This window comes from Paenibacillus senegalensis JC66, from assembly GCF_000285515.1.
Classification (GTDB): Bacteria; Bacillota; Bacilli; order Paenibacillales; family NBRC-103111; genus Paenibacillus_L; species Paenibacillus_L senegalensis.
In genome coordinates this window covers 47,297-73,520 of sequence record NZ_HE610964.1, presented here as the reverse complement: position 1 = coordinate 73,520, position 26,224 = coordinate 47,297, and the positions used below count along the sequence as shown (strand labels likewise).

Here is a 26,224-nt window from a genome sequence, read left to right as displayed (position 1 = left end):
TATAAATGCGTTGATGAAATGTGAATTGTGTTTTTTCTGAAAATTGTCCCCAATTGGTTTTAATTGACATCGTTGTTAGCCCAATGGTATAGTCAAGTTGTGAATCGCTTTCACACTTTATTTGAAAACGAAGGGAATGTTTCGAATGCAAGGTAAAGTGAAATGGTTTAACGCAGAAAAAGGATACGGTTTCATTGAGACGGAAGAAGGCGGAGATGTATTCGTACATTTCTCGGCAATTCAGGAAGAAGGCTTCAAGTCTTTGGACGAAGGCCAAGAAGTTGAATTCGATATTGTAGAAGGAGCTCGTGGACCACAAGCGGCTAACGTAACTAAACTGTAATCCATTGATGCATAGACTTTTATAGCGGAATTGCCGCTGTCTCATAGATTTTGCCTGTTTTAACAGGTTTGAATCAACCCCGGTGTTTTCCGGGGTTTTTTTCGTGTAAAAATAATAAAGCCGGGAGAAATGTTCATATATTCTTCTACACTGCTTTTGTTATTGACCCCTCAAATGGTTTATAATATGGGTAGAAGGGAGGAGTTAAAATGAAATTCAATATCCGTGGTGCTAACATGGAAGTAACCCCGAGTTTGCGAGAATACGTAGAGAAGAAACTGGGTAAGCTCGAAAGGTATTTTGAAAGCCCCCTCACTTCGGAAGCAAATGTAACTTTAAGAGTAGTGAAGGACGTTCAGAGGGTGGAAGTGACCATTCCTTTGACAGGAGTCCTGCTGCGGGCAGAGGATAAGAGCAATGATATGTATGCCTCCATCGATGCGGTGGTAGACAAGCTGGAAAGACAGATCCGCAAGCACAAAACGCGAGTGAACCGCAAGCTGCGTCAAGAAAGCGGACAGCTGAAGAACTATTTCGTGGAAGATCCCGCTTTGAACGGAGGAGCTGCGGAAGAGGACTCATTCGAACTGGTACGTACTAAGCGCTTCACCCTGAAACCTATGGATGTAGAAGAAGCAATCCTCCAGATGAACATGATCGGCCACAACTTTTTCGTCTTCTCCAATACCGAGGATTCGGAGAATGTCAACGTTGTCTACAAGCGGCATGACGGAACCTACGGCCTGATCGAACCCACTTCTTAAATTTAATAACAGAAAGCATGCACCAAAGCCTAATTCGTCTTTTGACGAATGGGCTTTTTTAGATGAAATCCTATTCTTTCCTTTTGTTGCGACAGGGGAAGCAAACTGTTACAATTTCTGTATACTTGAAACGTTATCGGATATTGCATAACATAGCGTTTTGCGTATATTGGAATTTCCACTTTGAAAGGGGTACAACCCATGCTTGGACTCGTTAAAAAAATATTCGGCGATCAAAATGAACGTGAAATAAAACGAATGCGCAAGGTCGTGGACCAGATCAATCAGCTGGAGCCCACCATCCAACGCCTCTCTGATGATCAGCTTAGAGACAAGACGGATGAATTCAAAAGAAGGCTGGCTAATGGGGAAGAGCTGGACGCCCTACTTCCGGAAGCCTATGCTACAGTGCGTGAGGCCTCCAAACGGGTGCTGGATAAGAGACATTTTGATGTTCAGCTGATTGGGGGAATGGTGCTTCATGAAGGACGCATAGCTGAGATGAAGACCGGGGAAGGGAAAACGCTGGTCGCAACGCTTCCCTTGTACCTGAATGCTCTGACTGGCAAGGGAGCTCATTTGGTCACAGTGAACGATTACTTGGCCACAGTCGGTTATGAAGAAATGGGTCAGATTTATAAGTTCCTCGGATTAACCGTAGGTCTGAATCTGAACAGCATGTCTCACGACCAAAAGCGTGAGGCTTATGCCTGTGATATTACCTATGGAACGAACAATGAGTTCGGCTTCGACTACCTGCGGGATAACATGGTTCTGTATAAAGAGCAAATGGTACAGCGCCCGCTTAATTTTGCCATTATCGATGAGGTGGACTCGATCCTGATCGATGAGGCGCGGACTCCTTTAATTATTAGCGGACAAGCAGCCAAATCGACTGATCTGTACTACGCGGCCGATCGTCTGGTCAGCACCTTGAAGGAAGAGGAAGATTACACGATCGATATTAAGATGCGCTCCGTTTCGCTGACGGAAGAAGGTGTCGCGAAGGCAGAGCGTGCCTTTGGCATTGAGAATTTGTTCGACCATCAGAATGTTACCCTGAACCATCATATCACGCAAGCGTTAAAGGCGAGAGCGATCATGAAGCGGGATACCGACTATGTCGTTCAGGATGGTGAAGTGGTCATCGTTGATGAGTTTACGGGCCGTCTGATGACAGGTAGAAGGTACAGCGAGGGTCTGCACCAAGCGATTGAGGCTAAGGAGAAGCTGAAGGTACAGAACGAAAGCATGACCCTGGCAACCATTACATTCCAGAACTATTTCCGGATGTACCAGAAGCTTGCGGGAATGACGGGTACTGCTAAAACAGAGGAAGAAGAGTTCAAGAAAATTTACGGGCTGGAAGTTATCATTGTGCCTACGAACCGCCCGATGATCCGTAAAGATTTACCGGATGTGGTGTATAAGTCCATTAATAGTAAGTTCCGCGCAGTCGTTGAGCAGATTCATGAAAAGCATCAGAACAACCAGCCCGTGCTGGTTGGTACGGTTTCGATTGAGAACTCCGAACGTTTATCCGACATGCTGAAGAAGAAGGGCGTTAAGCATAAAGTTCTGAATGCCAAGCATCACGCGGAAGAAGCGGAGATCGTTGCTCGCGCAGGTGAGCCGGGAGCGGTGACCATCGCCACCAATATGGCGGGCCGCGGAACGGATATTTTGCTCGGTGAAGGAGTAGCTGAGCTCGGCGGCCTGCATATTATAGGTACGGAAAGACATGAAAGCCGGAGGATTGACAATCAGCTTCGCGGACGTGCCGGGCGTCAAGGGGACCCGGGTTCCTCCCAGTTTTTCCTGTCGCTCGAGGATGAATTGATGCGCCGCTTCGGGGCCGAGAATATTATGGGGATGATGGATAAGCTTGGCTTTGAAGAGGATCAGGAAATTCAAAGCGGGCTGATTACGAAGGCGATTGAGTCTGCTCAGAAACGGGTGGAAGGCAACAACTTCGATATGCGTAAAGTGGTTCTGCAGTATGACGATGTCATGAACCAGCAGCGTAATATTATTTACAAGCAGCGCCGGGAAGTTCTGGAAGCGGACAATATCCGGGAGATCACTCTCAATATGATTTATCCGCTGATTGAGCGTATTGTGGACGCCCATTGCCCGGCTGATCAGGTTCCGGAGGAGTGGGACCTGCAGGCTGTCGTAGATTATGCGAATGGCACCTTCCTTCAAGAGGGCACCTTGGATAAGAATGATATCTGGGGTAAGGAAAAGGAAGAAATTGTCCAGTTCATTAAGGAAAAGGTGGATAGCTTCTACAAGCAGCGTGAAGAGGAAATTGGCGAGCAGCATATGCGGGAATTTGAGAAGGTTGTCGTGCTGCGGGCAGTCGATAGCAAGTGGATGGACCATATTGACGCCATGGATCAATTGCGCCAAGGTATTCATCTCCGCGCATACGGAGGTACTGACCCGCTGCGGGAATATCAATTCGAAGGCTTCGAGATGTTCCAGCGAATGATTGAAAGCATTCAGGAAGAAGTGGCTAAGTACATTATGAAGGCCCATGTCGAGACTAACCTGGAAAGAAAAGCAGTCGCCGAAGGGCAAGCCGTAAATCCGAGTGGAGAAGCTCAAGAAAAGCGTCCTGTCGTGCGGCGGGATGATAAGATTGGGCGCAACGAGCTTTGTCCTTGCGGGAGTGGCAAGAAGTATAAGCAGTGCTGCGGCAAATAAACTTTAGTAGAACGCATTGCGGCTTCATGGGATATGCCTAAACACGTTTTAATGTTCCAGGATGGATGGTAAAGCCAAGTCTTGGGCAGAACAAAGATGATCGATAAGAGGTGCATAGATGATGATGGATATTGGAATCAAGCAAGCCATGAAAGATATAGCAAGACGACTTTTAGAACTTCGGGGGTCTCTTTGACTTAGATTACAAGCAAGAACAGATCGCTGATTTTGAGGAAAAAATGAGCGCACCGGACTTTTGGGACGACAATGATCGTGCACAAAAGATGATCGCCGAGCTAAATGCGGTAAAGGATGTAGTCGCCGAATTCGCGAGTCTCAATCAGGAGTACGAGGATCTGGAAGTTATGCTCATGCTTGCAGAAGAAGAGGGCGATGAAAGCCTGGAAAGCGAGCTTCAAGAGGGAGTTGCCAAGCTCACCGAAAAGCTGAAGAGCTACGAGCTGCAGCTGCTGCTTAGCGAGCCTTATGACAGAATGAACGCTATTCTGGAGCTTCACCCTGGAGCCGGGGGCACAGAATCGCAGGATTGGGCGGAAATGCTGCTTAGGATGTATCGCCGCTGGGCGGAGAAGCGGGATTACAAGGTCGAAGTGCTCGATTATCTGCCCGGAGATGAGGCGGGTGTCAAGAGTGTCACCTTATTGATCAAAGGCTTTAATGCATACGGCTATCTTAAAGCAGAAAAGGGTGTTCACCGTCTCGTCCGCATCTCTCCCTTCGATTCATCCGGGCGCAGGCATACCTCATTCGTATCCTGTGACGTTGTACCGGAGATTGACGATGATGTCGATATCGAGATTCGCACCGAGGACTTGAAAATCGATACGTACCGGGCGAGTGGAGCCGGCGGCCAGCACATTAACACGACTGATTCGGCGGTCCGAATCACGCATATTCCGACTAACGTGGTTGTGACCTGTCAAACCGAGCGTTCCCAGATTAAGAACAGGGAACGGGCGATGAAGATCTTGCGCTCCAAGCTGTACGAACGCAAGCTGGAGGAGCAGCGCCAAGAGCTGGCTGAAATTCGCGGGGAGCAGCGGGAGATTGGCTGGGGAAGCCAAATCCGCTCTTATGTGTTTCACCCTTACAGCATGGTTAAGGATCATCGGACGCAGGCTGAAACCGGCAATGTCGGATCCGTGATGGATGGCGAGCTCGATTTTTTGATCGATGCTTACCTGCGAAGCCAAATGGATACCAAGCCGGGTGCTAAAGATTAATGCTGGCAGGCGCTAACATAAGAAAGAGATAAACCGCTTATCCTACATCCATAGTGGTGTAGGATTTTTTTCTTGTACGAAAGGGAGAAGAAGAGCATCCTGAACAGGAGAATGCTAGTGAGGTGTGCTGAGGTTGAAGCGTAAAAGAAGAAAAGCAGCTGTACCGGCTATGCGCGGCGTGGCACGGTTACGGGAATATGTGCTTTTACTCGCCGGGGCTTTCATCCTGGCTAGCAGCTTTAATTTGTTTCTGAGCCCGAACCAGATTGCGTCAGGTGGGGTGGCAGGGATCTCGATTATCGTAGAAGAGCTCACCGGATTCAAGCCCGCGTTTATTCAGTGGATTCTGAACGGGCTGCTCTTTGCTGCCGGATTAACCGTGCTTGGGGGCGATTTTGCCATTAAGACGGCTGTCGGCACGATGATCTTTCCCTTCTTCGTCTGGTTAACTGAAGGGTGGCCGGCCCCGACCGACAATGTGATGCTGGCGGCACTTTATGGGGGGATAGGGACAGGCGTTGGCCTGGGCTTCGTTTTTCGAGCTAGAGGCTCTACGGGCGGCCTTGCTCTGGCCGCGCAGCTGATTCATCGCTGGACAGGATGGAGCTTAGGGATGGCAGTGGCCCTGCTCGATGGTCTCGTCATTGTCGGAGCAGGCATTGTGTTTACGCCCGAAATCGCGCTTTTTGCTTTGATCAGCTTGTATATCGCCAGCAAAACGATTGATATCCTGCAATCGGGTTTCACCTTTTCCAAGGTGGCCTATGTGATTTCAAAGGAAAGCGAGGCCATATCACAGGCTGTTCTCCATGATCTCGACCGGGGACTGACCAAGCTGAACGGAACGGGCGGGTATACGGGCGATAGCCGAACTATCCTGATGATCGTAGTCAGTCAGGCCGAGGTATCCAGACTTAAGACGATTGTAAAAGCGATCGATCCTGAAGCTTTTGTCATGATTAGTGACACCAAAGAAGTTTTGGGCGAAGGCTTTAAAGTGAACGGGTAAATAGGTACAATAGAAAAGGCTGGACTGGCCGTAGAGATGAAAAACCAATTGAATTTTTATTCTAATGAATGTATAATAATACACATCTTAAGTCTGTTCGGTGCGATGATACAGGGAGGAGAAGCGCATGAGTAAGCCAGTGAAAGTGGCTATAGTCGGTTCCACCGGATATGGTGGTGTCGAGCTGATTCGGTTGTTGCATGGACACCCGTACGTCGAGATTACTTCCGTAATCTCTTCTTCCAGCGCCGGTGAGCCGATCGCAAACGGGTTTCCACATCTTTCGGAAATTATTACAGAAGATTTGGACGGAATTGACATTGATCTGATCCGCAGTAAAGCGGATGTCGTGTTTACTGCAACCCCTCATGGGGTAAGCGCGGAATTGGCTCCGCGTTTTCTGCAAGCAGGTATGAAGGTGATTGACTTATCCGGGGATTTCCGTTTGAAATCGCTCGAGACTTATGAGCAGTGGTATAAGCGCAAACCGCCTATCAAGGAATATGTCGACCAGGCGGTATATGGTCTTGCTGATGTGTTTCCACACGAAGTGGCGGGCCAAGATTTTATATCGAATCCAGGCTGCTATCCAACGGCTGCTTTATTGGGACTTATTCCATTGTTACAAGCAGGCTGGGTTGACCCAAGCTCGATCATCATCGATGCTAAATCGGGCATATCCGGTGCCGGGCGTGGTCTCAGCCAGCTCGTCCATTATTCGGAAATCAATGAAAATTTCCTTGCTTACAAAGTAAACCAGCATCAACATACTCCCGAGATTGAGCAAATCCTTTCAAGAATTGCGGAACAGGAGGTTGTGGCCACTTTCACTACCCATTTGGTTCCCATGACGCGAGGAATTCTATGTACGTCCTATGCCCAATTAAAGGAGAGCCGCAGGGATGAGGACTTGCTCGGACTATATCAAGGCTTTTATGCCGGCCGCAAATTTATTCGTCTTCGTCCGGTGGGCAAATGGCCTGCCACGAAGGAAGTGCGCGGCTCTAATTATTGCGACATTGGATTTTCTGTGGATGAGCGCACGGGCAGGGTTACCGTTATCTCCGTTATCGACAATCTCGTTAAAGGGGCTGCCGGTCAGGCCATTCAGAACTTGAACCTGATGATGGGCTGGGATGAAGCATTAGGTCTTAACTTTGTTCCGGTCTATCCTTAACATATAGCGATTTGGGATGAGGAAAGGTGACAAGAAGATGAGTACTAGCCAGCAGTACACCATCGTACCGGATGGTGGAATTACTACCCCCAGAGGTTTTCGGGCGGGAGGTCTGCACTGCGGCCTCAAAAAAACACAGAGACATGACCTCGGTGCGATCTTGTGTGAAGTGCCTGCGGCTGCGGCCGCAGTTTATACATTAAATGCTTTTCAGGCTGCGCCTCTTATCATTACCAAAGAAAGCCTGGCTGCTTCGGGTAGGCTGCAGGCCTTTGTGGTGAATAGCGGTAATGCCAACGCTTGTACGGGGAAACAAGGCGAGGCGGATGCCCGGACTATGCGGGCCAGCATGGCAAAGGCGTTTGGCCTGCAAGAGGAATTGGTGGGCGTTGCATCTACTGGTGTCATAGGAGAACTGCTGCCCATGGAGAAGCTGAGCCAAGGAATTGCGCGATTGCCCGAGAAGGTTACCTTTACGGGCAGCGACGACTTTTGCCAGGCGATATTGACCACAGATCTTGTGCAAAAAATGATTTGCGTGCAGGTGATGATCAATGGGCAGCCGGTACATATTGCCGGTGCGGCCAAAGGCTCAGGCATGATTCATCCCAATATGGCCACCATGCTAGGGTTCATGACAACGGACGTGAAAATCGAGCCGGAGGATCTGCAACGGCTGTTGAATGAGGTCACCGATTCGACCTTTAATATGATCACTGTGGACGGAGACACAAGCACCAATGATATGGTTGCGGTTCTCGCCAGCGGCTTGACCGGCAGCGATGCTCTGCATCCGGGACATCCGGATTGGGCTGCCTTTGCTGCAGCTTTCCGCCATGTGGCGGAGTTTCTGGCGAAGGCGATCGCCAGAGATGGAGAGGGAGCAACCAAGTTAATTGAGGTTAAGATCGACGGGGCAGAGACAGTGGAGGCTGCACGAGCGATAGCAAAAACGGTCATCGGTTCCAGCCTGGTCAAATCCGCCTGTTTTGGAGCCGATGCCAACTGGGGACGGATCATTGCCGCCGTAGGCCGAGCCAGTCAACCGGTTAATGTAGAAACCGTAGACATTCGCATTGGCGATATCATCATGATGGAGCAGTCTCGCCCCATTCCGTTTGATGAGGAACGGGCAACGGAATATTTGAAGGGCGACTCGGTGCATATATACGTTAATCTGCATATGGGACAGCACAGTGCCACTGCCTGGGGCTGCGACTTGACCTACGATTATGTGCGAATTAATGCGGCATATCGTACGTAAGAAAGCGGATAAGGGAAATCACAACATGCTGATCGGCAATTACTTTATTTGCTTTGCTTAGAGTTTTTTCCGCTATCATGAATAGCTGTTTGGCATGTGCCGGAGCATTCCAGGTAGCAGATAGGGAGGAAAGTAGGCGTTAGAAAAATGAGTAAACCCTGTTTTGTTATTAAATGTGGAGGAAGCACATTGACGGCGCTGCCTGATTCATTTTTCGCGGATATGGGGAAGCTTCAGGCGGAGGGCACTATGCCGGTTATTGTTCACGGCGGCGGCCCTGCCATATCCGGTACACTGGATCGATTAGGGATCGAAACCGAATTCGTTAACGGTTTGCGCAAAACCAGTGAAGCGGTTCTGGATGTCGTCGAAATGGTGCTGGCCGGGCAGATCAACAAAGAGGTGGTGCGCAGAATCCAGAAATCGGGGGCAAAAGCAATCGGCTTATCAGGTGTAGATGGGCATCTAATCCTGGCTCAGCCGGTTTCCAATGCTGCTGATGTCGGGCTTGTTGGTGAAGTTGCAGCCGTGAACGCTGAATTGCTGCAGGGGATCATAGGCCTCGGATTTATACCGGTCGTGGCCCCGATCGGCCTAGGCAAGGATGGCAATCAGCGCTATAACATCAATGCCGATACTGCGGCGGGGGCCGTTGCCTCTCATTTAGGGGCTGAGCGGATGATTGTTGTCACAGATGTTCCCGGAATACTGAAAGAGATTGACGGACAGATGCAAGTGCTGCCCAAAGTGACCGTTGCCGAAATCGAAGAGATGATCGTCTCAGGTGATATTTACGATGGCATGATCCCAAAGGTGAAAGCTGCGGTTAAATGCATTCAAGGTGATGTGCAGGAGGTCGTCATTGTTGACGGGTCAGTTCCTGACATATTGAGCAGGGTTATCCATGGTGAAGCGATTGGAACGAAAATTGTCGTTGAAGGTTAACCGCCCGGGGGGCGGAATTGCCATGATGGGAGGAAAGGGCATGAGTAAACAATCGGCAAGCACACTGTTTCCGACATACGGAAGATATCCAATTACGATAGTAAAAGGTAAGGGGAGCCGCCTATGGGATGAAAATGGGAAGTCTTATCTTGACTTAATGAGCGGGCTCGCAGTTACCGGACTTGGCCATTCGCCGGAAGGGATCAAGCAAAAGCTGGTTGAGCAGCTTGATGAGCTATGGCATGTAAGCAACTTGTTCCATGTACCTCAACAGGAAAAGGTAGCTCAGATGCTTGTCGATAACAGCTGCGCGGATCGCGTGTTTTTTTGCAACAGCGGGGCAGAAGCCAACGAAGCGGCGATCAAGCTGGCTCGGCGCTACCATCAAAAGGTGCTGGGAACCGGGAAATATGAAATCATCACCTTCCATCAATCGTTCCATGGACGTACACTGGCTACACTAACGGCAACCGGACAGGATAAAGTTAAGGACGGTTTCCTTCCCCTGCCAGAAGGCTTTGTCTATGCCCCATATAACGATGTGGAAGTACTGGAAAAGACGATTTCCGATCAAACCTGTGCCATTATGCTGGAAATGGTGCAGGCGGAGGGCGGAGTTATTGAGGCCGATAAAGACTTCATCACAGAGGTAGCCCGCCTATGCAAGCAATATAATCTCCTGCTTATAGTCGATGAAGTGCAGACAGGACTCGGTCGGACTGGCAAGCTTTTTGCTTATGAGCATTATGGAATCGAGCCGGACATCTTTACAATGGCCAAAGCGCTGGGAAGCGGATTTCCTGTAGGGGCGATGCTGGGCAAGGAGTTCTTGGCTGATGCATTTACACCGGGATCCCATGCGACTACTTTTGGCGGTACGCCAATTGCGATGGCTGCTGCGTTGGCTACATTGGAGACGATAATAGGTGATAAGCTGTCTGAGCGCGCGGCGCAGCTGGGAGAGTACATTTTACAGCAGCTTAAGGAAAAACTGAAGGATAACGGACTAGTCAAGGAAGTTCGGGGAAAAGGCCTCATTATCGGAATCGAGTGTGCTGGACCGGTAGCAGATTTAATCCAAGCGATTCATCAACAGGGTGTGCTGGTGGTGCCGGCAGGTCCCCAGGTCATTCGTCTGCTGCCCAATCTGCTCGTAACGATCGAGGAGCTGGATGAAGGGATCGCGGTGATTAGTCAGGTGCTGACTGCGCAAGCAGCAGCATCAGTCAGCTAATCCCTAGTCTTTGGAAAAATAGTCAGGGCGGCCTGGGGTGCGGAGCTTAAGTGAAGAGCGGGCTGTCCTTGGAATCAGCTAATACGAGAGGAGTGACATCATGACCAAATCGGCAACCAACGAAACCGGTATCCATCTGAAGGGCAGGGACTTCATTGGTCTGGTGGATTATACGGCAGAAGAGATCCAGTATTTGATCGATCTGGCGGTAGAGCTAAAACGTAAAAATCGTGAGGGCGAAGTTTATCAGCCGCTGAAGGGCAAAACATTAGGTATGATTTTTGAGAAATCATCCACAAGAACAAGGGTGTCCTTCGAGGTAGGGATGTATCAATTGGGTGGTCACGCGTTATTTTTGAGCAAAAACGATTTGCAGTTGGGCCGTGGAGAGACGATTTGGGACACTGCTCAAGTTATGTCCCGCTACTTGGATGGCATTATGCTGCGTACATTTGCTCATAGAACGGCCATTGATCTGGCTAGAGGAGCGACTATCCCGGTCATTAACGGTTTGACGGATTTATCCCATCCTTGTCAGGCGCTCGCAGATTATCAAACCATATATGAGAAAAAGGGCAGACTTCAGGGGCTAAAATTAGCCTACATAGGAGACGGCAACAACATGGCCCATTCCTTAATGATAGGCGGATCGAAGCTTGGCGTAAACGTAGCTATCGCGACTCCGGAAGGCTATGCGCCTGACCGGACGATTATCGAAACAGCTAAAGAGATGGCTTCACAGAGCGGTTCGCAGCTAAGCATTGTTACCGATCCTAAGGAAGCTATCGTCGATGCGGATATCGTCTATACCGACGTGTGGGCAAGTATGGGATTTGAAGATGAGCAAAAGCAGCGTGAAGCGGCTTTCGCTAAATTCCAGGTGAATGAAGAGCTCGTCAAGTATGCAAAATCCGATTACCTGTTCATGCACTGCTTGCCTGCCCATCGTGGCGAAGAGGTAAGTGAGGGTGTGCTCGAAGGCAAACACTCCATTATTTTTGATCAGGCGGAAAATCGTCTTCATGCACAGAAGGCGGTTATGGCCTCGATTATGTAGTTCGGATCATTCCTGGTATTCATGACGCCGGGCGGCGCGCTCGCCCTGCGTTTGCTTTTATCTATGTTGGAGGAAAGGTGTTGGGAAGGATGGCCAAAGAGAAAATTGTACTGGCCTATTCAGGCGGCCTGGATACATCAGTCATTTTAGCCTGGTTGAAAGAAACTTACGATGCTGAAATTATTGCCTTTACAGCGGATATCGGACAGAAGGAAGAGCTGGACGGGCTTGAGGAAAAAGCGCTGCGTACCGGTGCATCCAAAGTTTACATCGATGATCTTCGTGATGAGTTTGCCCGGGATTTCATTTACCCGATGTTTCAAGCGGGTGCACTATATGAAGGACAATACCTTCTGGGAACGAGTATTGCCCGGCCTCTAATTGCCAAGCGGATGGTGGAAATCGCCCGTGCAGAAGGCGCAACTGCGATTGCCCATGGCGCTACCGGCAAAGGAAACGACCAGGTGCGTTTTGAGCTGGCCGCAGCAGCCCTCGCCCCGGAGATCAAGGTTATCGCTCCTTGGCGCCTGGAAACATTCCGCGAGCAGTTCCCAGGGAGAGCCGAGATGATCGCCTATGCGGAGAAGCACGGAATTCCGGTTCAGGCAAGTGCGGCGAAGCCTTATTCCATGGATCGCAACCTGCTGCATATCAGCTTTGAGAGCGGAATGCTGGAGGACCCTTGGTTTGATGCCAGCGATGTGTCCAATAAGGACATGTATGTGCTGAGCGTTTCCCCGGAGGATGCACCGGACAAGGCAGAAATTGTAGAATTGAATTTTGACAAAGGTAACTGCGTTGGGATTAACGGTGAGGCGCTGTCCCCTCTTGCAGTCATGGAAAAATTAAATGAACTCGGAGGGAAACATGGTATCGGGCGCGTCGATATGGTTGAAAACCGCTTTGTCGGCATGAAAAGCCGCGGAGTTTACGAAACGCCGGGAGGAACGATTTTGTTCGCCGCTCACCGCCAGATGGAGTCGCTGACGATGGATCGTGAAGTGATGAATCTTCGCGATTCCCTGATTACCCGCTACAGCACATTGGTTTACAATGGCTTCTGGTTTGCTCCGGAAAGATTAGCTCTTCAGGCGCTTGTAACCGAAAGTCAGAAAAACGTAACAGGTACTGTTCGTGTTAAGCTGTACAAAGGCAACGTCATTGCGGCAGGGATTAAAAGCGATGTCAGCTTGTATAATCCGGATATTGCCACTATGGAGGCTGACCCGACGCAGGCTTATAATCAGTCGGATGCTACGGGCTTCATTAATCTCAACGCTTTGCGCTTAAAAGTGTCTGCTGGAGTGGAGCAGAACCGCAAAGGATAAACCCAAATGAACAATAACGGGCCGCCTGGAAGCGGCTCGTTTGTCAGTCATGCTGGTAATAAAGAAAGGAGCGGACCCAGTGTCTAAGCTATGGGGTGGCCGGTTCACCAAAAAGACCGATCAGCTGGTGGAGGAGTATACGGCTTCCATCACATTTGACAAGGAATTAGCTGAGGAAGATATTCAAGGAAGTCTAGCCCATGTGACGATGCTCGGTCAATGCGGAATCGTCCCGGCAGAGGATGTCGAGACGATTAAGTCCGGGCTTAACAAGGTGCTGGAGAGGATTCGCAGCGGCAGCCTGGAATTTTCAGTAGAAGATGAAGATATTCACATGAACATTGAGAAAGCACTGATTGAAGAAATCGGCCCTGTCGGCGGCAAACTGCATACAGGACGCAGCCGTAACGATCAGGTAGCTACGGATATGCATTTGTACTTGCGGCAACGGGTAGTGGAATTTGTGGGGATGCTTCAGAAGCTCCAGGAATCTTTAATCGGACAAGCCAAAGCGAACCTGGATACGATTCTGCCCGGATACACGCATCTGCAGAGGGCTCAGCCTATTTTGTTCGCCCATCACTTGATGGCCTACTTCGAAATGTTCCAGAGAGACATTGAACGGCTGCAGGATAGCTACAAGCGTATTAATGTGCTTCCTCTGGGAGCTGGTGCTCTAGCCGGAACGACGTTCCCGATTGATCGTCATCTCGTAGCACAGCAGCTAGGGTTTGACCGGGTGTACGAAAATAGCCTGGACGCCGTTAGCGATCGGGACTTTATCCTTGAGTTCCTGTCCAACGCCTCCATGATTATGATGCATCTTTCCAGGTTGTGCGAAGAAATGGTGCTGTGGTCAAGCACAGAATTTTCTTTTGTGGAACTGGATGACGCTTTTTGCACGGGCAGCAGCATTATGCCGCAAAAGAAAAATCCGGATGTCGCCGAGCTCGTTCGCGGCAAAACAGGCAGGGTATACGGCAATCTGGTTGGCTTGTTAACTGTGCTGAAAGCTCTGCCGCTAGCTTACAACAAAGACATGCAGGAAGATAAAGAAGGTATGTTTGATACGGTCAAAACCTTGCAGGGAGCATTGCAATTATTTGCCCCCATGGTAGCGACTATGCAGGTAAACCGGGATCGGATGCGGCAGGCGGTCAACCAGGATTTCTCCAATGCAACCGATATTGCCGATTACCTGGTCAATAAAAATTTGCCTTTCCGCCAAGCCCATGAAATTATCGGGAAGACGGTGCTGTACTGCATTCAAAACAAAAAGTATCTGCTTGATCTTTCGTTAGAGGAATTCAAATCGTTCTCTGAGCTGTTTGATGAAGACATTTATGATGTGCTGCAGCCTGAGCAGGTTGTAAATGCTAGGAATGTGTATGGCGGCACAGCTGCACCCCAGGTGTCTGCTGCGATTGAACGAGCTGGAGAAAAGTGTCTGCAAACAGCAAGCTGGGTAGAACAGCATCTGAAGGAATAGCTGAAGGATAAAGAACTATAGCCTTACAATATAACAACCTCTCGGTTTACGGTTATCCGTCGACCGGGAGGTTGCTTGTTTAAGGCGCTGCTTCCACCTGAATATTGCCGACATGGGTCAACACCTTGACGAGGGGACCGCCTGTACCGATTGACCCATGAACGTAGGTGCCCTCTTCTTGTTCAACCCTCGGCAAATTAGTTGACGAATCAGTCTGAATGGTGCCTAGCAATACTTCCAGCTCAAGGGTGATCGGAGCCTGATGAAGGTTAACTTTTACATCTCCTACATCCGTGCGTATATCAACCGGATGCTCAGGCCGGGCGTTGGTCCAGGATACCTTGCCGACATTGCTATTGACTTTAAGAGGGGCTGCGATGTTGGTTAAATAAATTTCCCCCACACTTGATTCCACCAAGATGTCGGTCCCTTGAACATGAGCCAGTTCGATTTTACCCAGCTCGCTGCTCAATATAAGCTCGTTCGTGACGAGCTCAACAGCCTCAATATCCCCCACCATCGTGGACACTTCTACTGTATCCATCAGGTGAGCGGGCAGGTAGACCTCGGCCATAGTAGCAAAATGGGCATCCCGGGAGCCCAGAGCGGCAAAAAAAGAATGCAGGCTCAATTTGGGATGGCGGCCTGTAACAATTTGCAGCTCCAGCATTTCAGTCTGGCCTGGCTTCCGAACTTCCTCTATATGATATTCAAAACTGTCCTGTTCAGGCTTGCCAAATAGGCGAACCTCTACTTCTGCGGCAGAGCCTTCCTTAAGGTGGATGCTGGCAAGGTTTGCGGAAATTTTGAAATGAGAGATCCCTTCCATGTTGAAGGCCTGCTCCTGTAAAAGAGTCCTTTCGGCAGATGCTGCTATCGGTTTTTTATAGGTCAGCCAAAGTCCGACCGCTCCGACTAAAATACACAGGGCAGAAAAGGCAAATAAACACTTCCATACGTTTCCTTTCATTCTACTGCCCCCTGATTAAATTGACATTGATTCGTATATATTTCGCCAGAATGACAATGCAAAATTTGACAAGAAATGCCGATGAAACCGCACAAAGCAGCCCAAACCCGAACAGCAGCAAAGATAGGAAAAAATGCGGAAGCTCAGCCAGCGGCAAAATAGGAAAGAACCATATGAGAACAGAGACCGCGATAATAAGCAGCGAGCCGGAAGCTAACAGCATCAGCACGATTGCCACGGCAAGCACCGGCGGCAAAACAAAAATCAGGTTAAACAAAGCCAGGGCTACCGCAGCGAATAGGTTTCGCGGAGTGTTTTCCAGCGGCGCCTCGTGTGCTTCGGCAGCCAAAGTAGGCTTGAATGATATAGGATTTGGGCTCGGACGGTAGCCCAGTGATTCTGCTACCTCGCGCTCATCCTTTCCGTTTTCGGCAGCTTTATTGAACAAGTCCTCATAAACCCGCAATATTTGCTCACGCTCATAGGCCGGAAGAGCCTTAAGCTTAAGCTCCAGATCGCGGAAAAATTCATCCTTCAGCATGTATGGCACCTTCCTTAAAAGGCAAGCAATTTCAACTTTACTTGATACTGCTTACATTACAGGAATGCAGTCATAATTACCAAGTCCCTTAAGTCATATGACCTTTTATGACTGATAACGTTTTCATGCATCTGTTTATTTAGCAATGGGATTAAGACAATCAATCAGCAGCAGGGCAAACATACGGGAGCTAACGCTTCTGCTCCGAGAAAATGTAGAAGGAACAGAGGGGGAAATGCGTTTATTTTGTGAACTTTTGTTGATAGACTAAAGGAATTTAGCGTTTGATGTCGAAGTTCTTAGAGTGTTAATACAAACAGGATGTGATAATAGATGATAGAGATGCAGGACGTCTGGAAAACATACCCGGACGGGACGCATGCCATCAGGGGAATCAATTTGAAAGTCAACCCTAACGAGTTTGTGTATGTAGTTGGTCCTTCGGGAGCGGGGAAATCGACTTTCATGAAGATGATATATAGAGAAGAACGGCCAACCAAAGGGCAAATCTTTGTAAACGGGTTTAACCTCGAAAAGTTAAAGCCTCGCAAAATTCCTTTCGTCCGCCGCAATATTGGAGTCATCTTTCAGGACTTTCGTTTGCTATCCAAGCTGACCATTTATGAGAATGTTGCTTTTGCTATGGAAGTTATAGAAGCTCCTAAGAAGTTGATCCGCAAGAGAACGATGGAAGTGCTGGAATTGGTCCGCTTGAAGGATAAGGTAGACTCACTGCCCACTCAGCTATCCGGTGGAGAGCAGCAGCGGGTAGCAATAGCAAGGGCGATCGTGAATAACCCGGCCGTCATTATTGCCGATGAGCCTACCGGTAATCTAGACCCGGAAACATCGATGGGTATTATGGAACTGCTGGAAGAAATTAATTTTCGCGGAACAACCATCATCATGGCTACTCACAACAGGGAAATCGTGAACAATATCCGCAAGCGTGTAATTGCCATTGAGCAGGGCTTGATCGTCCGTGATGAGGCGAGGGGAGATTACGGGTATGACGATTAGGACCTTCGGCAGGCATTTGCGGGAAGGCGGCAAAAATATTATTCGCAACGGATGGATGACTTTTGCTTCCGTGAGCTCCATTGCCATTTCTTTGTTTATTCTCGGTGTTTTTCTATTGCTGACGCTTAATGTTAACCATCTTACGGAGCAGGTTGAACAGCAAATCGAGATCAAAGTATTTCTGGATCTGGATATCACTCAGGAGAGCATTGCGGAGATCCAGAACTATATAGAAAGCATGGATCGAATTCAGAGCGTCACTTTTATCTCCAAGGAGGAAGGGCTCGCAATTTTGCGGGAACGTATGGGAGAGAGCGGCGAGGCTTTCCTTGAAGGCCTTGACGGTGAAAACAACCCGCTTAACGATTCGTTTACTGTCGAAGTCCACGAGGCCCATGAGGTGGGGCAGGCGGCAGAGGAAATTTTGGCTCTTAATCAGGGTCAGGAAGTAGCTCCGATCGTTAAGGTCGATTACGGTCAGGAGTCTGTCGATCTGCTTTTAAAAATTACATCCGTGATTCGTAATGTAGGCCTGGTTCTGGTAGCGTGCCTGGCACTTACGGCGATGTTTCTTATCTCTAACACGATCAAATTAACCATCTTGGCCCGAAATCGCGAGATTAAGATTATGAAGCTAGTCGGTGCGACTAACGGTTTCATTCGCTGGCCTTTTTTCATAGAAGGAGCACTGCTGGGCTTTTTCGGCTCCTTCATCCCGATTGCCATTCTGATCTACGGGTACTGGCAATTGTTAAATGTTTTTTCCGTCGATCTGGCCATTCTGTCCATTGAATTTAAACCTTTCCTTGAGGTTGTTTACCCTGTTGGCGGGCTGCTGCTGGCGATAGGGATGTTAATCGGAATCTGGGGCAGCGTCATTTCAGTGCGCAAGTACTTGAATGTATAATCTTGGACGGCATTCGTTTTGATGAGTTTCAAATCCAAATAGGAGGTATCTCTTTGAAAAAGTTATCGCTGGCATTCGTCACCGTTATTACTGCAGTTGGTCTTCTAATCCAACCATTAGCTACTGAAGCGAGATCAATCTCCGAGATTAATAAAAAGCTAGAGGAAATCCAGCAGCGCGAGAAGGAAGCGGCCGATAATAGAAAGCAGGCTGCCGATCAAATTTCCCAGCTGAGAGAACAAAAACAGCAGGAATTGATTACCCTGCAGGAGCTATACAATCAAATCGATCAGCAAGTCGCCAAGCTGGACCAACTGAACAATGAGGTGCACCAGGTTACCGAGAATCTGCATCGAACCAGTGAAGAGCTGGATGAAGCAGAAATTAGAGTCGAAGAGAGAGATGCACAGCTCAAGTCGCGAGTGAGAGCCATGTATATGAACGGCACCGTTTCCTATTTGGACGTGCTGTTCAGCGCGACCAGCTTTGCCGATTTTATTGAGCGATTCGATATGCTGCGCACGATTTCAAGCAATGATAAGCGATTATTGGAAGCCAACAAGCAGGACCGCGATCTGATTGCCGAGAAGAAGGTGCAGATTGAAGAGCAGTTGGAGCATGTAAGCCGCCTTTATGCAGAAGCGGAGGAAGTTCGCCAGCAGCTTCTGGTGAAAGAAGAACAGAAGAAAGTAGCGATTGCGAGTCTGACCCATCAAGAACATCAGGCTGAAGAGTTTAGCGAAGAACAGGAGCAGGCACTTGTCGAGCTGGCGAAGGAGAAATCCCAGCTTTATGAGGAGAAGAACAGACTAATTGCGGAACAGCAGCGTGCAGCTGCGGCAAATCGGGCCAACCAGCCGGTTAATGTCAGTTATTCGGGCGGGCAATTGGAATGGCCGATTCCAAGCGGCGGTATTATTACATCGGAGTTCGGATACCGAATCGATCCTATCCGCAAAGTGAAAAAACTTCATGCCGGCATGGATATTGCTGCGCCTAGCGGCACAACGATTGCTGCTGCAGAAGATGGCATCGTGTTAATTGCATCCTGGGTGAATGGATATGGAAATACGGTTGTGCTGGATCATGGAGACGGCATGTGGACGTGGTATGGACATATTCGGAATAATGGGATTGTTGTCAGTGAGGGTGATTTTGTGACTAGAGGGCAAAAAATAGCCGAAGTTGGGACGACTGGTGATTCCACCGGCAATCATCTTCATTTTGAGGTCCGTATCAATGAAAAGCCGGTCAATCCAAGACCATATCTTTTCTAAAATGGCATACCTTTGGGGGATTAACTAACTGACGATTCGTCCGAGATAATAATCCGCACGAGCTTGTCATATACTAGCAGGTAAAGTCTGGAATTAGAAGGTGGTGCAAGGATTATGGTGTTTCGAGGCCGAACAGTAATAGCTTTTATTGTATTAGCCATTTTTGCAAGTAGTGTAGTTACCATGACCGTTATGAATCCAGGTATATTGGAAGGGAGAATATCCTCCGGACAAGCCGGCGAGGTAGGAAATGAGCTGACGGATAAAGATCTGGAAAAAGTCGCGACCACCTATGACCTGATTCGTACGAAATATTTGGAAGAGGTCAGTCATGATCAGATTGTGGATGGAGCCATTAACGGGATGCTTGCTTCGCTGAATGATCCTTATTCGGTGTACATGACTGCTGCCGAAGCTAAGCAGTTTGATGAAAGCATCAGCTCCAGCTTTGAGGGCATCGGCGCCGAGGTGAGCATGCAGAATGGGAGAGTCACGATTGTTTCGCCTATTAAGGAGTCGCCTGCGGAAAAGGCAGGGTTGCGGGCTCAGGACGTTATTCTCAGCGTAGATGGGGAGAAGTTGGATGGGCTCACTCTGAATGAGGCTGTAGCCAAAATCCGCGGCCCTAAGGGCTCGGAAGTTAAGCTGGAGATTCTTCGAGAGGGATCTTCGGAACCGATGGTGGTAACCTTGGTAAGGGATACGATCCCGCTGGAGACCGTATACAGCGAAATGCTAGAAGGTAATATTGGAAAGATTGAAATTACTCAATTTTCTTATGAGACTAATAAGCGCTTTTTTGAAGAATTGCAGTTGCTGGAATCCCAAGGCATGGAAGGTTTAGTTATTGATGTGCGCAACAATCCGGGCGGTTTGCTCGATCGTGTCGTCGATATCGTCCAGCCCTTTATAGAGAAGGGACAGCCTATAGTTCTAACTGAAGACCGTTCGGGCAAAAGAGAATCTTTACTCTCCCGTAACGAGAACGGGGTGAAGAATTATCCGATTGCCGTGCTGATCAATGAAGGAAGTGCCAGCGCGTCCGAGATTTTGGCAGGTGCGTTGAAAGAATCGGGCAATGGGTATCTGGTTGGCGCCACGACGTTTGGCAAGGGAACGGTACAAGTCATGTTTGAGGAAGAGCTAGGAGATGGCAGCAACATTAAAATGACGACATATAAGTGGTTGACTCCAGACGGCAATTGGATTAATGAAACCGGAGTAGAGCCCGATCTTGAGGTCAAACAGCCGGAGTTTTTCATGGTCAAGCCGTTAGACAAGGAAGCAGTGCTGACTTTTGATATGGCCGGCGAGGATGTGCGGAGCATGCAAATTATGCTGCAGGCGCTCGGTTATCCTGTTGACCGCACGGACGGATATTTTAGTGCGCAAACACTGGATGTGGTGAAAGCCTTCCAACAAGATAATGAGCTGCCGGTAAGTGACGAAGTTGAAGAACAGATGATGATAAGTCTCGAAGCGAAGATCGTTGAGGAAATTCGCGATCCTGCCAACGATCAGCAACTGACTGAGGCCGTAAACTATATTTTGCAGCAAATTAATAACTAACATGGTACTTTAAACAGTTTATAGACCTGAGTATTTTATTCTTTTTTCGTTGAACAATCCATGCGGTTCAAGCAGGAATAAAGCGAATGGGAGTAGAATCTTTTCAAGAAGGTGATGATAATCGCCTTCTATTTTCTTTTTAAGGGATGTTGATGGCATGGAAGGGATAGCTTCGTGGGGAGAGCAAGCACTGCTGGCATTGGCACGCTTGTTAGTAAACCCTTTGTATTATATTGGCCTGCTCATTATTGTGCTGCAGTACCGCCGCCAAATCCGGCTGGAGCGTAAATTGTTTCACACCAGACTTCATTCCCTGCTCGGGGAGTCATGGAGAACTATTCTATGGGGATGGTTAGGCGGCTTGGCAGCTTCGGTCCTCATGCTCGGCTTTGGCTTCTCGATGAGCTTTGATGCTGTCCTTTTGCTATGGGGGATTGCCCTGTTGTTGATGCTGATCCGAATTCGTTACGCCTGTCTGGCTTATTCAGCGGGAGTGGCGGGCTGTTTATTCACCATCGCTGCAGCTTTTCCCGAGACTCAGCATTGGGCAGGCGTAGGCTGGATCTTTCAGACAGCGGCCGGTATCCACATTCCTTCTCTGCTGATGCTGGTTGCGGTTCTTCACTTGATTGAAGGTTTGCTGGTTCGATCGCAGGGAGCCAGGCTGGCCACTCCTTTATTTCTGCGGGGCAAGCGGGGGAAAATAGTAGGAGCGTACTTTCTACAAGGAATGTGGGCAGTACCTTTATTTCTCTTAGTTCCTGCCTCCTCAGGCGGACTTATGCTGCCATGGACACCTTTTTGGCTGGAAAGCAGCAGTACAGGCTGGACCTTCATTGCGTTTCCTGCACTCATTGGATTTACTTCATATACACTGGGGCATCTGCCTTCAGAGAAAAGCCGCCAGGCCTCCGGCATGCTGTTCATTTATGCGGTTACTGCAGCTGTCTTGGCCATCACCAGTTTTTACTGGCCGATTCTGACATTGGTTGCCGCTCTGATTTGTTTTCTTCTGCATGAATGGTTAATTGTAGCCGCCAATCGAGCCGAAGAGGAGAAGAAGCCCTTGTATGTGTCTGATGGGGAAGGCTTGAAGATTCTGGCTGTGCTGCCCAGGAGTCCGGCGGCTGAAATGGGGATTCAAGCGGGAGAAACCATTAAGCGGGTGAACCAGAGGCCAGTCCAAACACGCGCCGAGTTCCATCAGGCTATGCAGCTTAATCCGGCGTATTGCAAGCTGGAGGTCATGAACAGGGATGGCCACGTCAAGTTTATCAATAAAGCGGTATTCGCTGATCAGCACCATCAATTGGGGATTTTACTGTGCCCGGATGAGGAGGCCCCATTTTTCGTAGCCCATGAGGCAAAAGGGTTTCTCAGCTTATTCCGGCGGAAGCCGGATCGTGTGCTGTCATCAGGGGATGCACCCGAACTAAAAACCTGATCCCGGCACAAGGGATCAGGTTTGTTTGGGCTGAGGTTTTTATTTGCTACGAGTGAGGTGTTTGATTAAGGAGTAGGATAAGTTAACGCAGTACAACAATTTCAACACGACGGTTTTTTTGCCGGTTCTCATCGGATGTATTAGGGACTACCGGTTTGGTGTCGGCATATGCCGTAGAGATGAACATCGATTCCGGCAAATTTGCTTCATTTGTAAAGTAGCGGAGCACGGAAAGGGATCTTTCGGAAGACAATCTCCAGTTGTCTTTATAATACGACCCGGTGGCCAGCGGAATGTCATCTGTATGCCCCTCTATGCTAATATGGGTATCCAGTGTAGGAAACAAGCTTGCCAGCTTCTCGAGGATGGGATAAGCGGGTTCCTTTAAATCCGCTCTTCCCAAGTCGAAGAGAAACAAATCATTAAGAGTAATGGCTACCCCGCGAGGAGTATTGCTGACATATACAGAGGCCTCCAAACCGTGCTGCTCGATATATTCGTTAATCTCGGCTGTTAAATCGCGCAGGCCCTTTTCTCTGTCATTTTCTAAATCCCTACTATCGCTGTAGAATTGTTGAACCTCTGTCGGTTTCCATGCATCCAGAACTCCGTTTCCTCCCTGAATTGGGGATTCCGCGCCGCTGAACTGAAAATTAAGAGACTGGGCCAGTGCATTATATTTATCCACGTCGACCTTGCTCATGGCGTATAGAACGATAAAGAAGATAAGCAGCAAAGTAATGAAATCGGCATAGCTTACCATCCATCGCTCGTGGTTTTCCGCTTCTACAACTTTGTGGCTTCCCCTACCTCTCCTCGCCATTGGAGTCACCCGCTTCCACTGTTTTCTTTTTACTGCTGTGCAGGAAGGAAGTTAATTTTTTGCGGATAAGCTGGGGATTTTCACCGGCCTGCAAAGCCAGTATTCCTTCAAGCATAAGCTCCAGATTTGTCATGTGCTGCTTGCCGCGAATTTTGATTTTGCTGGCGACCGGCAGAAACACAACATTGGCACTACCCACCCCGTACAAGGTTGCCGAGAAAGCAACGGCAATAGCAGGTCCTAATGTTTCAGGCGCTTCCAGGTTGCCTAGAACGTGAATCAAGCCCATGACCGTACCGAGAATCCCCATCGTTGGTGCGAAACCTCCTGCGGACTCGAAGATTTTGGCATAACCCTCGTGGCGATTCTCGATCGAATCCATTTCCAGCTCCAGAATTTGTCTGGTTAACTCGGGATCGGTGCCGTCCACAACCATCATAAGGCCGTCTTTAAGAAACGGATTCGGGTTCTCGACAGCCTTCTGCTCCAGAGCGAGAACGCCTTCCCGGCGGGCAATCGTAGCCATTTCCACGATCTCCTCAATAATCGCCTCGGGCTCGTCCTTAGGCTCCTTAACAGCCATTTTGACCGCCTGCGGAAATTCTTTTAGCTGGGACCAAGGAAAGCTGACAATAACCGCTCCGGCTGTTGTTCCAATAACGATAATGAAGGAGCTAATAACAAACAGCGCATCCAAATGTCCGCCATCCAGCAAGTAACCGATGATAAGAGCAAGCAGGCCGATAATCATGCCAATAATCGTTGTTAAATCCACGTTATATACCACTCCTAAGTATAACCTGCGATGGGTTAAGGTAATTTTCTCTATTTGCAACCATGTTACAAACAAGGTATAATAAGGGAGAACAAACATTCTTATTAATGTAACATGAGCCCCTTTTGCAGGGGTTATTGTTTCATTTAAGTAATTTAAAGCTCCGATTATATCGGAGGTCCAAATCGTTAATGGCGATAAAGCTGCTTTTGCACGCACAGTGAATCCTTGAAGGTATGCGTATAGAGGTTTTCCATATCTCTTTATATCGACTGTGAATTGTAGAAAGTTTAGTAGAAAATCGATTCTCAAATAATGGGGGATCCGAATGACCGATAAATTGATAAGCCATGACAAATTCCAGCTGGTCTCCGATTATGAGCCCCAGGGCGATCAGCCCAAAGCCATTAATCAGCTGGTGCGAAGCATAGAGCAGGGCAACCGGCATCAGACACTGCTCGGGGCAACCGGTACCGGCAAGACATTTACTGCGGCACATGTGATTGCGAAGTTAAATCGTCCGACCCTGGTTATTGCTCACAATAAGACTTTGGCTGCCCAGCTTTGCAGCGAGTTCAAGGAATTTTTCCCTCATAATGCAGTGGAGTATTTCGTCAGCTATTACGACTACTATCAACCCGAGGCCTACATCCCTTCCTCGGATACGTTTATTGAGAAAGACTCGAGCATTAATGACGAGATTGATAAACTGAGACACTCTGCTACCAGTGCTTTATTTGAGCGCCGTGATGTCATTATTGTCGCTAGTGTCTCGTGTATTTACGGGCTCGGTTCTCCTATGGAGTACCGGGATCTTTTGCTTTCTCTTAGAGTTGGCATGGAGAAGCCGCGGAATGAAATTTTGCGCCGCCTGGTCGATATTCAATACCAGCGGAACGATTTGAACTTCGTGCGGGGAACTTTTCGCGTGCGGGGTGACGTAGTTGAGATCTTTCCGGCATCACGAAGCGAACATGCCATTAGAGTAGAGCTGTTTGGTGACGAGATTGAAAGGATTACTGAAATCAACGTACTCACTGGAGAAATCATCGGCGAACGGGATCATATTGCGATTTTTCCGGCTTCCCACTTCGTTACCCATGAAGACCGGATGAAGCTGGCGCTGGTGAACATTGAGAAGGAGCTCGAAGAACGTCTTGCGGAATTCAGACAGCAGGGCAAGCTGTTGGAAGCGCAGCGTCTTGAGCAGCGCACCCGTTATGACCTCGAGATGATGATGGAGGTCGGTTTTTGCTCGGGAATCGAGAATTATTCAGGCCCGCTGACCTTTAGAGAAAGAGGCGCTACGCCTTATACGCTACTCGATTATTTCCCCGAGGACATGCTGGTTGTAATAGATGAGTCCCATGTGACGCTCCCGCAAATTCGGGCTATGTATAACGGAGACAGGGCGCGCAAGGAAGTTCTCGTCGAGCATGGCTTCCGTCTGCCATCTGCATTGGACAACCGGCCGCTGCGATTTGAGGAATTTGAACAAAAGTTCACGCAAGCGGTCTATGTTTCCGCAACACCCGGACCGTACGAATTGGAAAAATGTCCGCAAATGATTGAGCAAATTATCCGCCCTACAGGACTGCTTGATCCGCTCATTGAAGTTCGCAAGACTGAGGGACAGATTGACGATTTGATTCATGAAGTACAGGATAGAATTGCTAAAGACGAGCGCGTGCTGGTCACGACCTTGACGAAGAAGATGGCTGAGGATCTTACCGATTACTTGAAAGAAATCGGTATTAAAGTCCGTTATCTGCACTCGGATATTAAAACATTGGAAAGAATGCAAATTTTGCGCGACTTGAGGGTAGGCACCTTCCATGTTCTGGTCGGCATTAACCTGCTGCGGGAAGGTCTCGACCTGCCGGAGGTATCGTTAGTTGCCATCCTGGATGCGGACAAGGAAGGCTTCCTGCGCGCGGAGCGCTCGCTCATCCAGACAATCGGAAGGGCGGCACGGAATTCGGAAGGCCGCGTTATCATGTACGCAGATAAGATCACCGATTCGATGGCCAAGGCTATTAGTGAGACGGAGCGGAGACGTTCCATCCAGCAAGCTTATAATGAAAAGCATGGAATCACACCAAAGACAATTCAAAAACGGGTAAGAGAGGTTATTGAAGCGACTAAAGTCGCGGAACAGAAATCGGATTACTTACCGGATGTGGAAATTAGCAAAATGTCTAAGAAGGATCGTGCTTCCATGATTGAAAGGCTGGAGGCGGAGATGAAGGAGGCTGCCAAGAACTTGCAGTTTGAGCGGGCAGCTGAGCTTAGGGATGCGATTCTGGAGTTGAAAGCCAATTAGACGGGAAAGGAA

General features: G+C 48.8%; 22 protein-coding genes. 18 read left to right on the top strand and 4 right to left on the bottom strand.

Annotation, left to right across the window (positions count from 1 at the left end; genetic code table 11):
• Positions 1-145: 145 nt before the first annotated feature.
• The 12 genes from PSHG_RS23720 to argH all read left to right on the top strand — a co-directional run bounded on the left by PSHG_RS23720 (position 146) and on the right by argH (position 14,563).
• Positions 146-343 carry a cold shock domain-containing protein gene (locus PSHG_RS23720; protein WP_010278691.1) on the top strand — a complete coding sequence of 66 codons (198 nt, stop codon included), beginning with the start codon at positions 146-148 and terminating at the stop codon, positions 341-343.
• A 209-nt stretch (positions 344-552) separates the two neighbouring features.
• Positions 553-1,107, top strand: coding sequence for a ribosome hibernation-promoting factor, HPF/YfiA family (gene hpf / locus PSHG_RS23715; protein WP_010278688.1), 555 nt, complete (start codon positions 553-555; stop codon positions 1,105-1,107).
• 201 nt (positions 1,108-1,308) lie between these two features.
• Positions 1,309-3,816, top strand: a complete 2,508-nt coding sequence (gene secA, locus PSHG_RS23710; RefSeq protein WP_010278683.1) for a preprotein translocase subunit SecA — start codon at positions 1,309-1,311, stop codon at positions 3,814-3,816.
• A gap of 121 nt (positions 3,817-3,937) precedes the next feature.
• Positions 3,938-5,060, top strand: a protein-coding gene (prfB, locus tag PSHG_RS23705; protein ID WP_148497856.1) for a peptide chain release factor 2 whose coding sequence is annotated in 2 segments (ribosomal slippage) — positions 3,938-4,009 and positions 4,011-5,060 — 1,122 coding nt in all. Because the reading frame shifts where the segments join, the coding sequence is not laid out codon by codon here.
• Between the two features lie 124 nt (positions 5,061-5,184).
• Positions 5,185-6,069 (top strand): YitT family protein, encoded by an 885-nt coding sequence (locus PSHG_RS23700; RefSeq protein ID WP_010278677.1) that lies wholly within the window; start codon positions 5,185-5,187, stop codon positions 6,067-6,069.
• A gap of 127 nt (positions 6,070-6,196) precedes the next feature.
• A complete protein-coding gene (gene argC, locus PSHG_RS23695; RefSeq protein ID WP_010278673.1) occupies positions 6,197-7,246 on the top strand; it encodes an N-acetyl-gamma-glutamyl-phosphate reductase in 1,050 nt (349 codons plus the stop codon).
• Positions 7,247-7,283: 37 nt separating this feature from the next.
• Positions 7,284-8,510 carry a bifunctional glutamate N-acetyltransferase/amino-acid acetyltransferase ArgJ gene (gene argJ / locus PSHG_RS23690; RefSeq protein WP_010278670.1) on the top strand — a complete coding sequence of 409 codons (1,227 nt, stop codon included), beginning with the start codon at positions 7,284-7,286 and terminating at the stop codon, positions 8,508-8,510.
• A 147-nt stretch (positions 8,511-8,657) separates the two neighbouring features.
• Positions 8,658-9,455 carry an acetylglutamate kinase gene (argB, locus tag PSHG_RS23685; RefSeq protein ID WP_026021587.1) on the top strand — a complete coding sequence of 266 codons (798 nt, stop codon included), beginning with the start codon at positions 8,658-8,660 and terminating at the stop codon, positions 9,453-9,455.
• Between the two features lie 40 nt (positions 9,456-9,495).
• Entirely contained in the window at positions 9,496-10,689 is a 1,194-nt protein-coding gene (locus PSHG_RS23680; RefSeq protein WP_316244855.1) for an acetylornithine transaminase, read from the top strand.
• A gap of 100 nt (positions 10,690-10,789) precedes the next feature.
• Positions 10,790-11,746: an ornithine carbamoyltransferase gene (gene argF / locus PSHG_RS23675; RefSeq protein WP_010278661.1), complete on the top strand. Its 957-nt coding sequence runs from the start codon at positions 10,790-10,792 to the stop codon at positions 11,744-11,746.
• Positions 11,747-11,835: 89 nt separating this feature from the next.
• Positions 11,836-13,074, top strand: coding sequence for an argininosuccinate synthase (locus PSHG_RS23670; RefSeq protein ID WP_010278659.1), 1,239 nt, complete (start codon positions 11,836-11,838; stop codon positions 13,072-13,074).
• A gap of 79 nt (positions 13,075-13,153) precedes the next feature.
• Positions 13,154-14,563, top strand: coding sequence for an argininosuccinate lyase (gene argH, locus PSHG_RS23665; RefSeq protein ID WP_010278657.1), 1,410 nt, complete (start codon positions 13,154-13,156; stop codon positions 14,561-14,563).
• Positions 14,564-14,642: 79 nt separating this feature from the next.
• Here the strand turns inward: argH and PSHG_RS23660 are convergent, their stop codons facing one another.
• Positions 14,643-15,533 carry a DUF4097 family beta strand repeat-containing protein gene (locus PSHG_RS23660; protein ID WP_010278656.1) on the bottom strand — a complete coding sequence of 297 codons (891 nt, stop codon included), beginning with the start codon at positions 15,531-15,533 and terminating at the stop codon, positions 14,643-14,645.
• A 1-nt stretch (position 15,534) separates the two neighbouring features.
• Positions 15,535-16,074 (bottom strand): HAAS signaling domain-containing protein, encoded by a 540-nt coding sequence (locus tag PSHG_RS23655; RefSeq protein WP_010278654.1) that lies wholly within the window; start codon positions 16,072-16,074, stop codon positions 15,535-15,537.
• 333 nt (positions 16,075-16,407) lie between these two features.
• Between PSHG_RS23655 and ftsE the strand changes: the two genes are divergently transcribed.
• The 5 genes from ftsE (at position 16,408) to PSHG_RS23630 (ending at position 22,291) form a co-directional block, all read left to right on the top strand.
• A complete protein-coding gene (ftsE, locus tag PSHG_RS23650; protein ID WP_010278652.1) occupies positions 16,408-17,094 on the top strand; it encodes a cell division ATP-binding protein FtsE in 687 nt (228 codons plus the stop codon).
• Positions 17,084-18,001: a permease-like cell division protein FtsX gene (gene ftsX, locus PSHG_RS23645; protein ID WP_010278651.1), complete on the top strand. Its 918-nt coding sequence runs from the start codon at positions 17,084-17,086 to the stop codon at positions 17,999-18,001. Before ftsE ends, ftsX begins: the two co-directional genes overlap by 11 nt.
• 53 nt (positions 18,002-18,054) lie before the next feature.
• Positions 18,055-19,278, top strand: coding sequence for a murein hydrolase activator EnvC family protein (locus PSHG_RS23640; protein ID WP_010278649.1), 1,224 nt, complete (start codon positions 18,055-18,057; stop codon positions 19,276-19,278).
• Positions 19,279-19,392: 114 nt separating this feature from the next.
• Positions 19,393-20,847 carry a S41 family peptidase gene (locus PSHG_RS23635; protein WP_010278647.1) on the top strand — a complete coding sequence of 485 codons (1,455 nt, stop codon included), beginning with the start codon at positions 19,393-19,395 and terminating at the stop codon, positions 20,845-20,847.
• A 157-nt stretch (positions 20,848-21,004) separates the two neighbouring features.
• Positions 21,005-22,291, top strand: a complete 1,287-nt coding sequence (locus PSHG_RS23630; protein ID WP_010278645.1) for a PDZ domain-containing protein — start codon at positions 21,005-21,007, stop codon at positions 22,289-22,291.
• A gap of 82 nt (positions 22,292-22,373) precedes the next feature.
• Here PSHG_RS23630 and PSHG_RS23625 read toward each other — a convergent pair whose 3' ends face one another.
• Together PSHG_RS23625 and PSHG_RS23620 are read right to left on the bottom strand one after the other, a co-directional pair.
• Positions 22,374-23,114: a flagellar motor protein MotB gene (locus tag PSHG_RS23625; protein ID WP_010278643.1), complete on the bottom strand. Its 741-nt coding sequence runs from the start codon at positions 23,112-23,114 to the stop codon at positions 22,374-22,376.
• Positions 23,098-23,889 carry a flagellar motor protein gene (locus PSHG_RS23620; RefSeq protein WP_010278641.1) on the bottom strand — a complete coding sequence of 264 codons (792 nt, stop codon included), beginning with the start codon at positions 23,887-23,889 and terminating at the stop codon, positions 23,098-23,100. The genes PSHG_RS23625 and PSHG_RS23620 overlap by 17 nt, the downstream gene beginning before the upstream one ends.
• Positions 23,890-24,217: 328 nt before the next feature.
• Here PSHG_RS23620 and uvrB point away from each other — a divergent pair, with 328 nt between their 5' ends.
• Positions 24,218-26,212, top strand: coding sequence for an excinuclease ABC subunit UvrB (uvrB, locus tag PSHG_RS23615; RefSeq protein WP_010278638.1), 1,995 nt, complete (start codon positions 24,218-24,220; stop codon positions 26,210-26,212).
• Positions 26,213-26,224: the final 12 nt, after the last annotated feature.

Coding starts and splice junctions, on each gene's coding strand:
- PSHG_RS23720 (WP_010278691.1), top strand. CDS start 146: ATGCAAGGTAAAGTGAAATGGTTTAACGCAGAAAAAGGATACGGTTTC.
- hpf (WP_010278688.1), top strand. CDS start 553: ATGAAATTCAATATCCGTGGTGCTAACATGGAAGTAACCCCGAGTTTG.
- secA (WP_010278683.1), top strand. CDS start 1,309: ATGCTTGGACTCGTTAAAAAAATATTCGGCGATCAAAATGAACGTGAA.
- argC (WP_010278673.1), top strand. CDS start 6,197: ATGAGTAAGCCAGTGAAAGTGGCTATAGTCGGTTCCACCGGATATGGT.
- argJ (WP_010278670.1), top strand. CDS start 7,284: ATGAGTACTAGCCAGCAGTACACCATCGTACCGGATGGTGGAATTACT.
- argB (WP_026021587.1), top strand. CDS start 8,658: ATGAGTAAACCCTGTTTTGTTATTAAATGTGGAGGAAGCACATTGACG.
- PSHG_RS23680 (WP_316244855.1), top strand. CDS start 9,496: ATGAGTAAACAATCGGCAAGCACACTGTTTCCGACATACGGAAGATAT.
- argF (WP_010278661.1), top strand. CDS start 10,790: ATGACCAAATCGGCAACCAACGAAACCGGTATCCATCTGAAGGGCAGG.
- PSHG_RS23670 (WP_010278659.1), top strand. CDS start 11,836: ATGGCCAAAGAGAAAATTGTACTGGCCTATTCAGGCGGCCTGGATACA.
- PSHG_RS23660 (WP_010278656.1), bottom strand. CDS start 15,533: ATGAAAGGAAACGTATGGAAGTGTTTATTTGCCTTTTCTGCCCTGTGT.
- PSHG_RS23655 (WP_010278654.1), bottom strand. CDS start 16,074: ATGCTGAAGGATGAATTTTTCCGCGATCTGGAGCTTAAGCTTAAGGCT.
- ftsE (WP_010278652.1), top strand. CDS start 16,408: ATGATAGAGATGCAGGACGTCTGGAAAACATACCCGGACGGGACGCAT.
- ftsX (WP_010278651.1), top strand. CDS start 17,084: ATGACGATTAGGACCTTCGGCAGGCATTTGCGGGAAGGCGGCAAAAAT.
- PSHG_RS23635 (WP_010278647.1), top strand. CDS start 19,393: ATGGTGTTTCGAGGCCGAACAGTAATAGCTTTTATTGTATTAGCCATT.
- PSHG_RS23630 (WP_010278645.1), top strand. CDS start 21,005: ATGGAAGGGATAGCTTCGTGGGGAGAGCAAGCACTGCTGGCATTGGCA.
- PSHG_RS23625 (WP_010278643.1), bottom strand. CDS start 23,114: ATGGCGAGGAGAGGTAGGGGAAGCCACAAAGTTGTAGAAGCGGAAAAC.
- uvrB (WP_010278638.1), top strand. CDS start 24,218: ATGACCGATAAATTGATAAGCCATGACAAATTCCAGCTGGTCTCCGAT.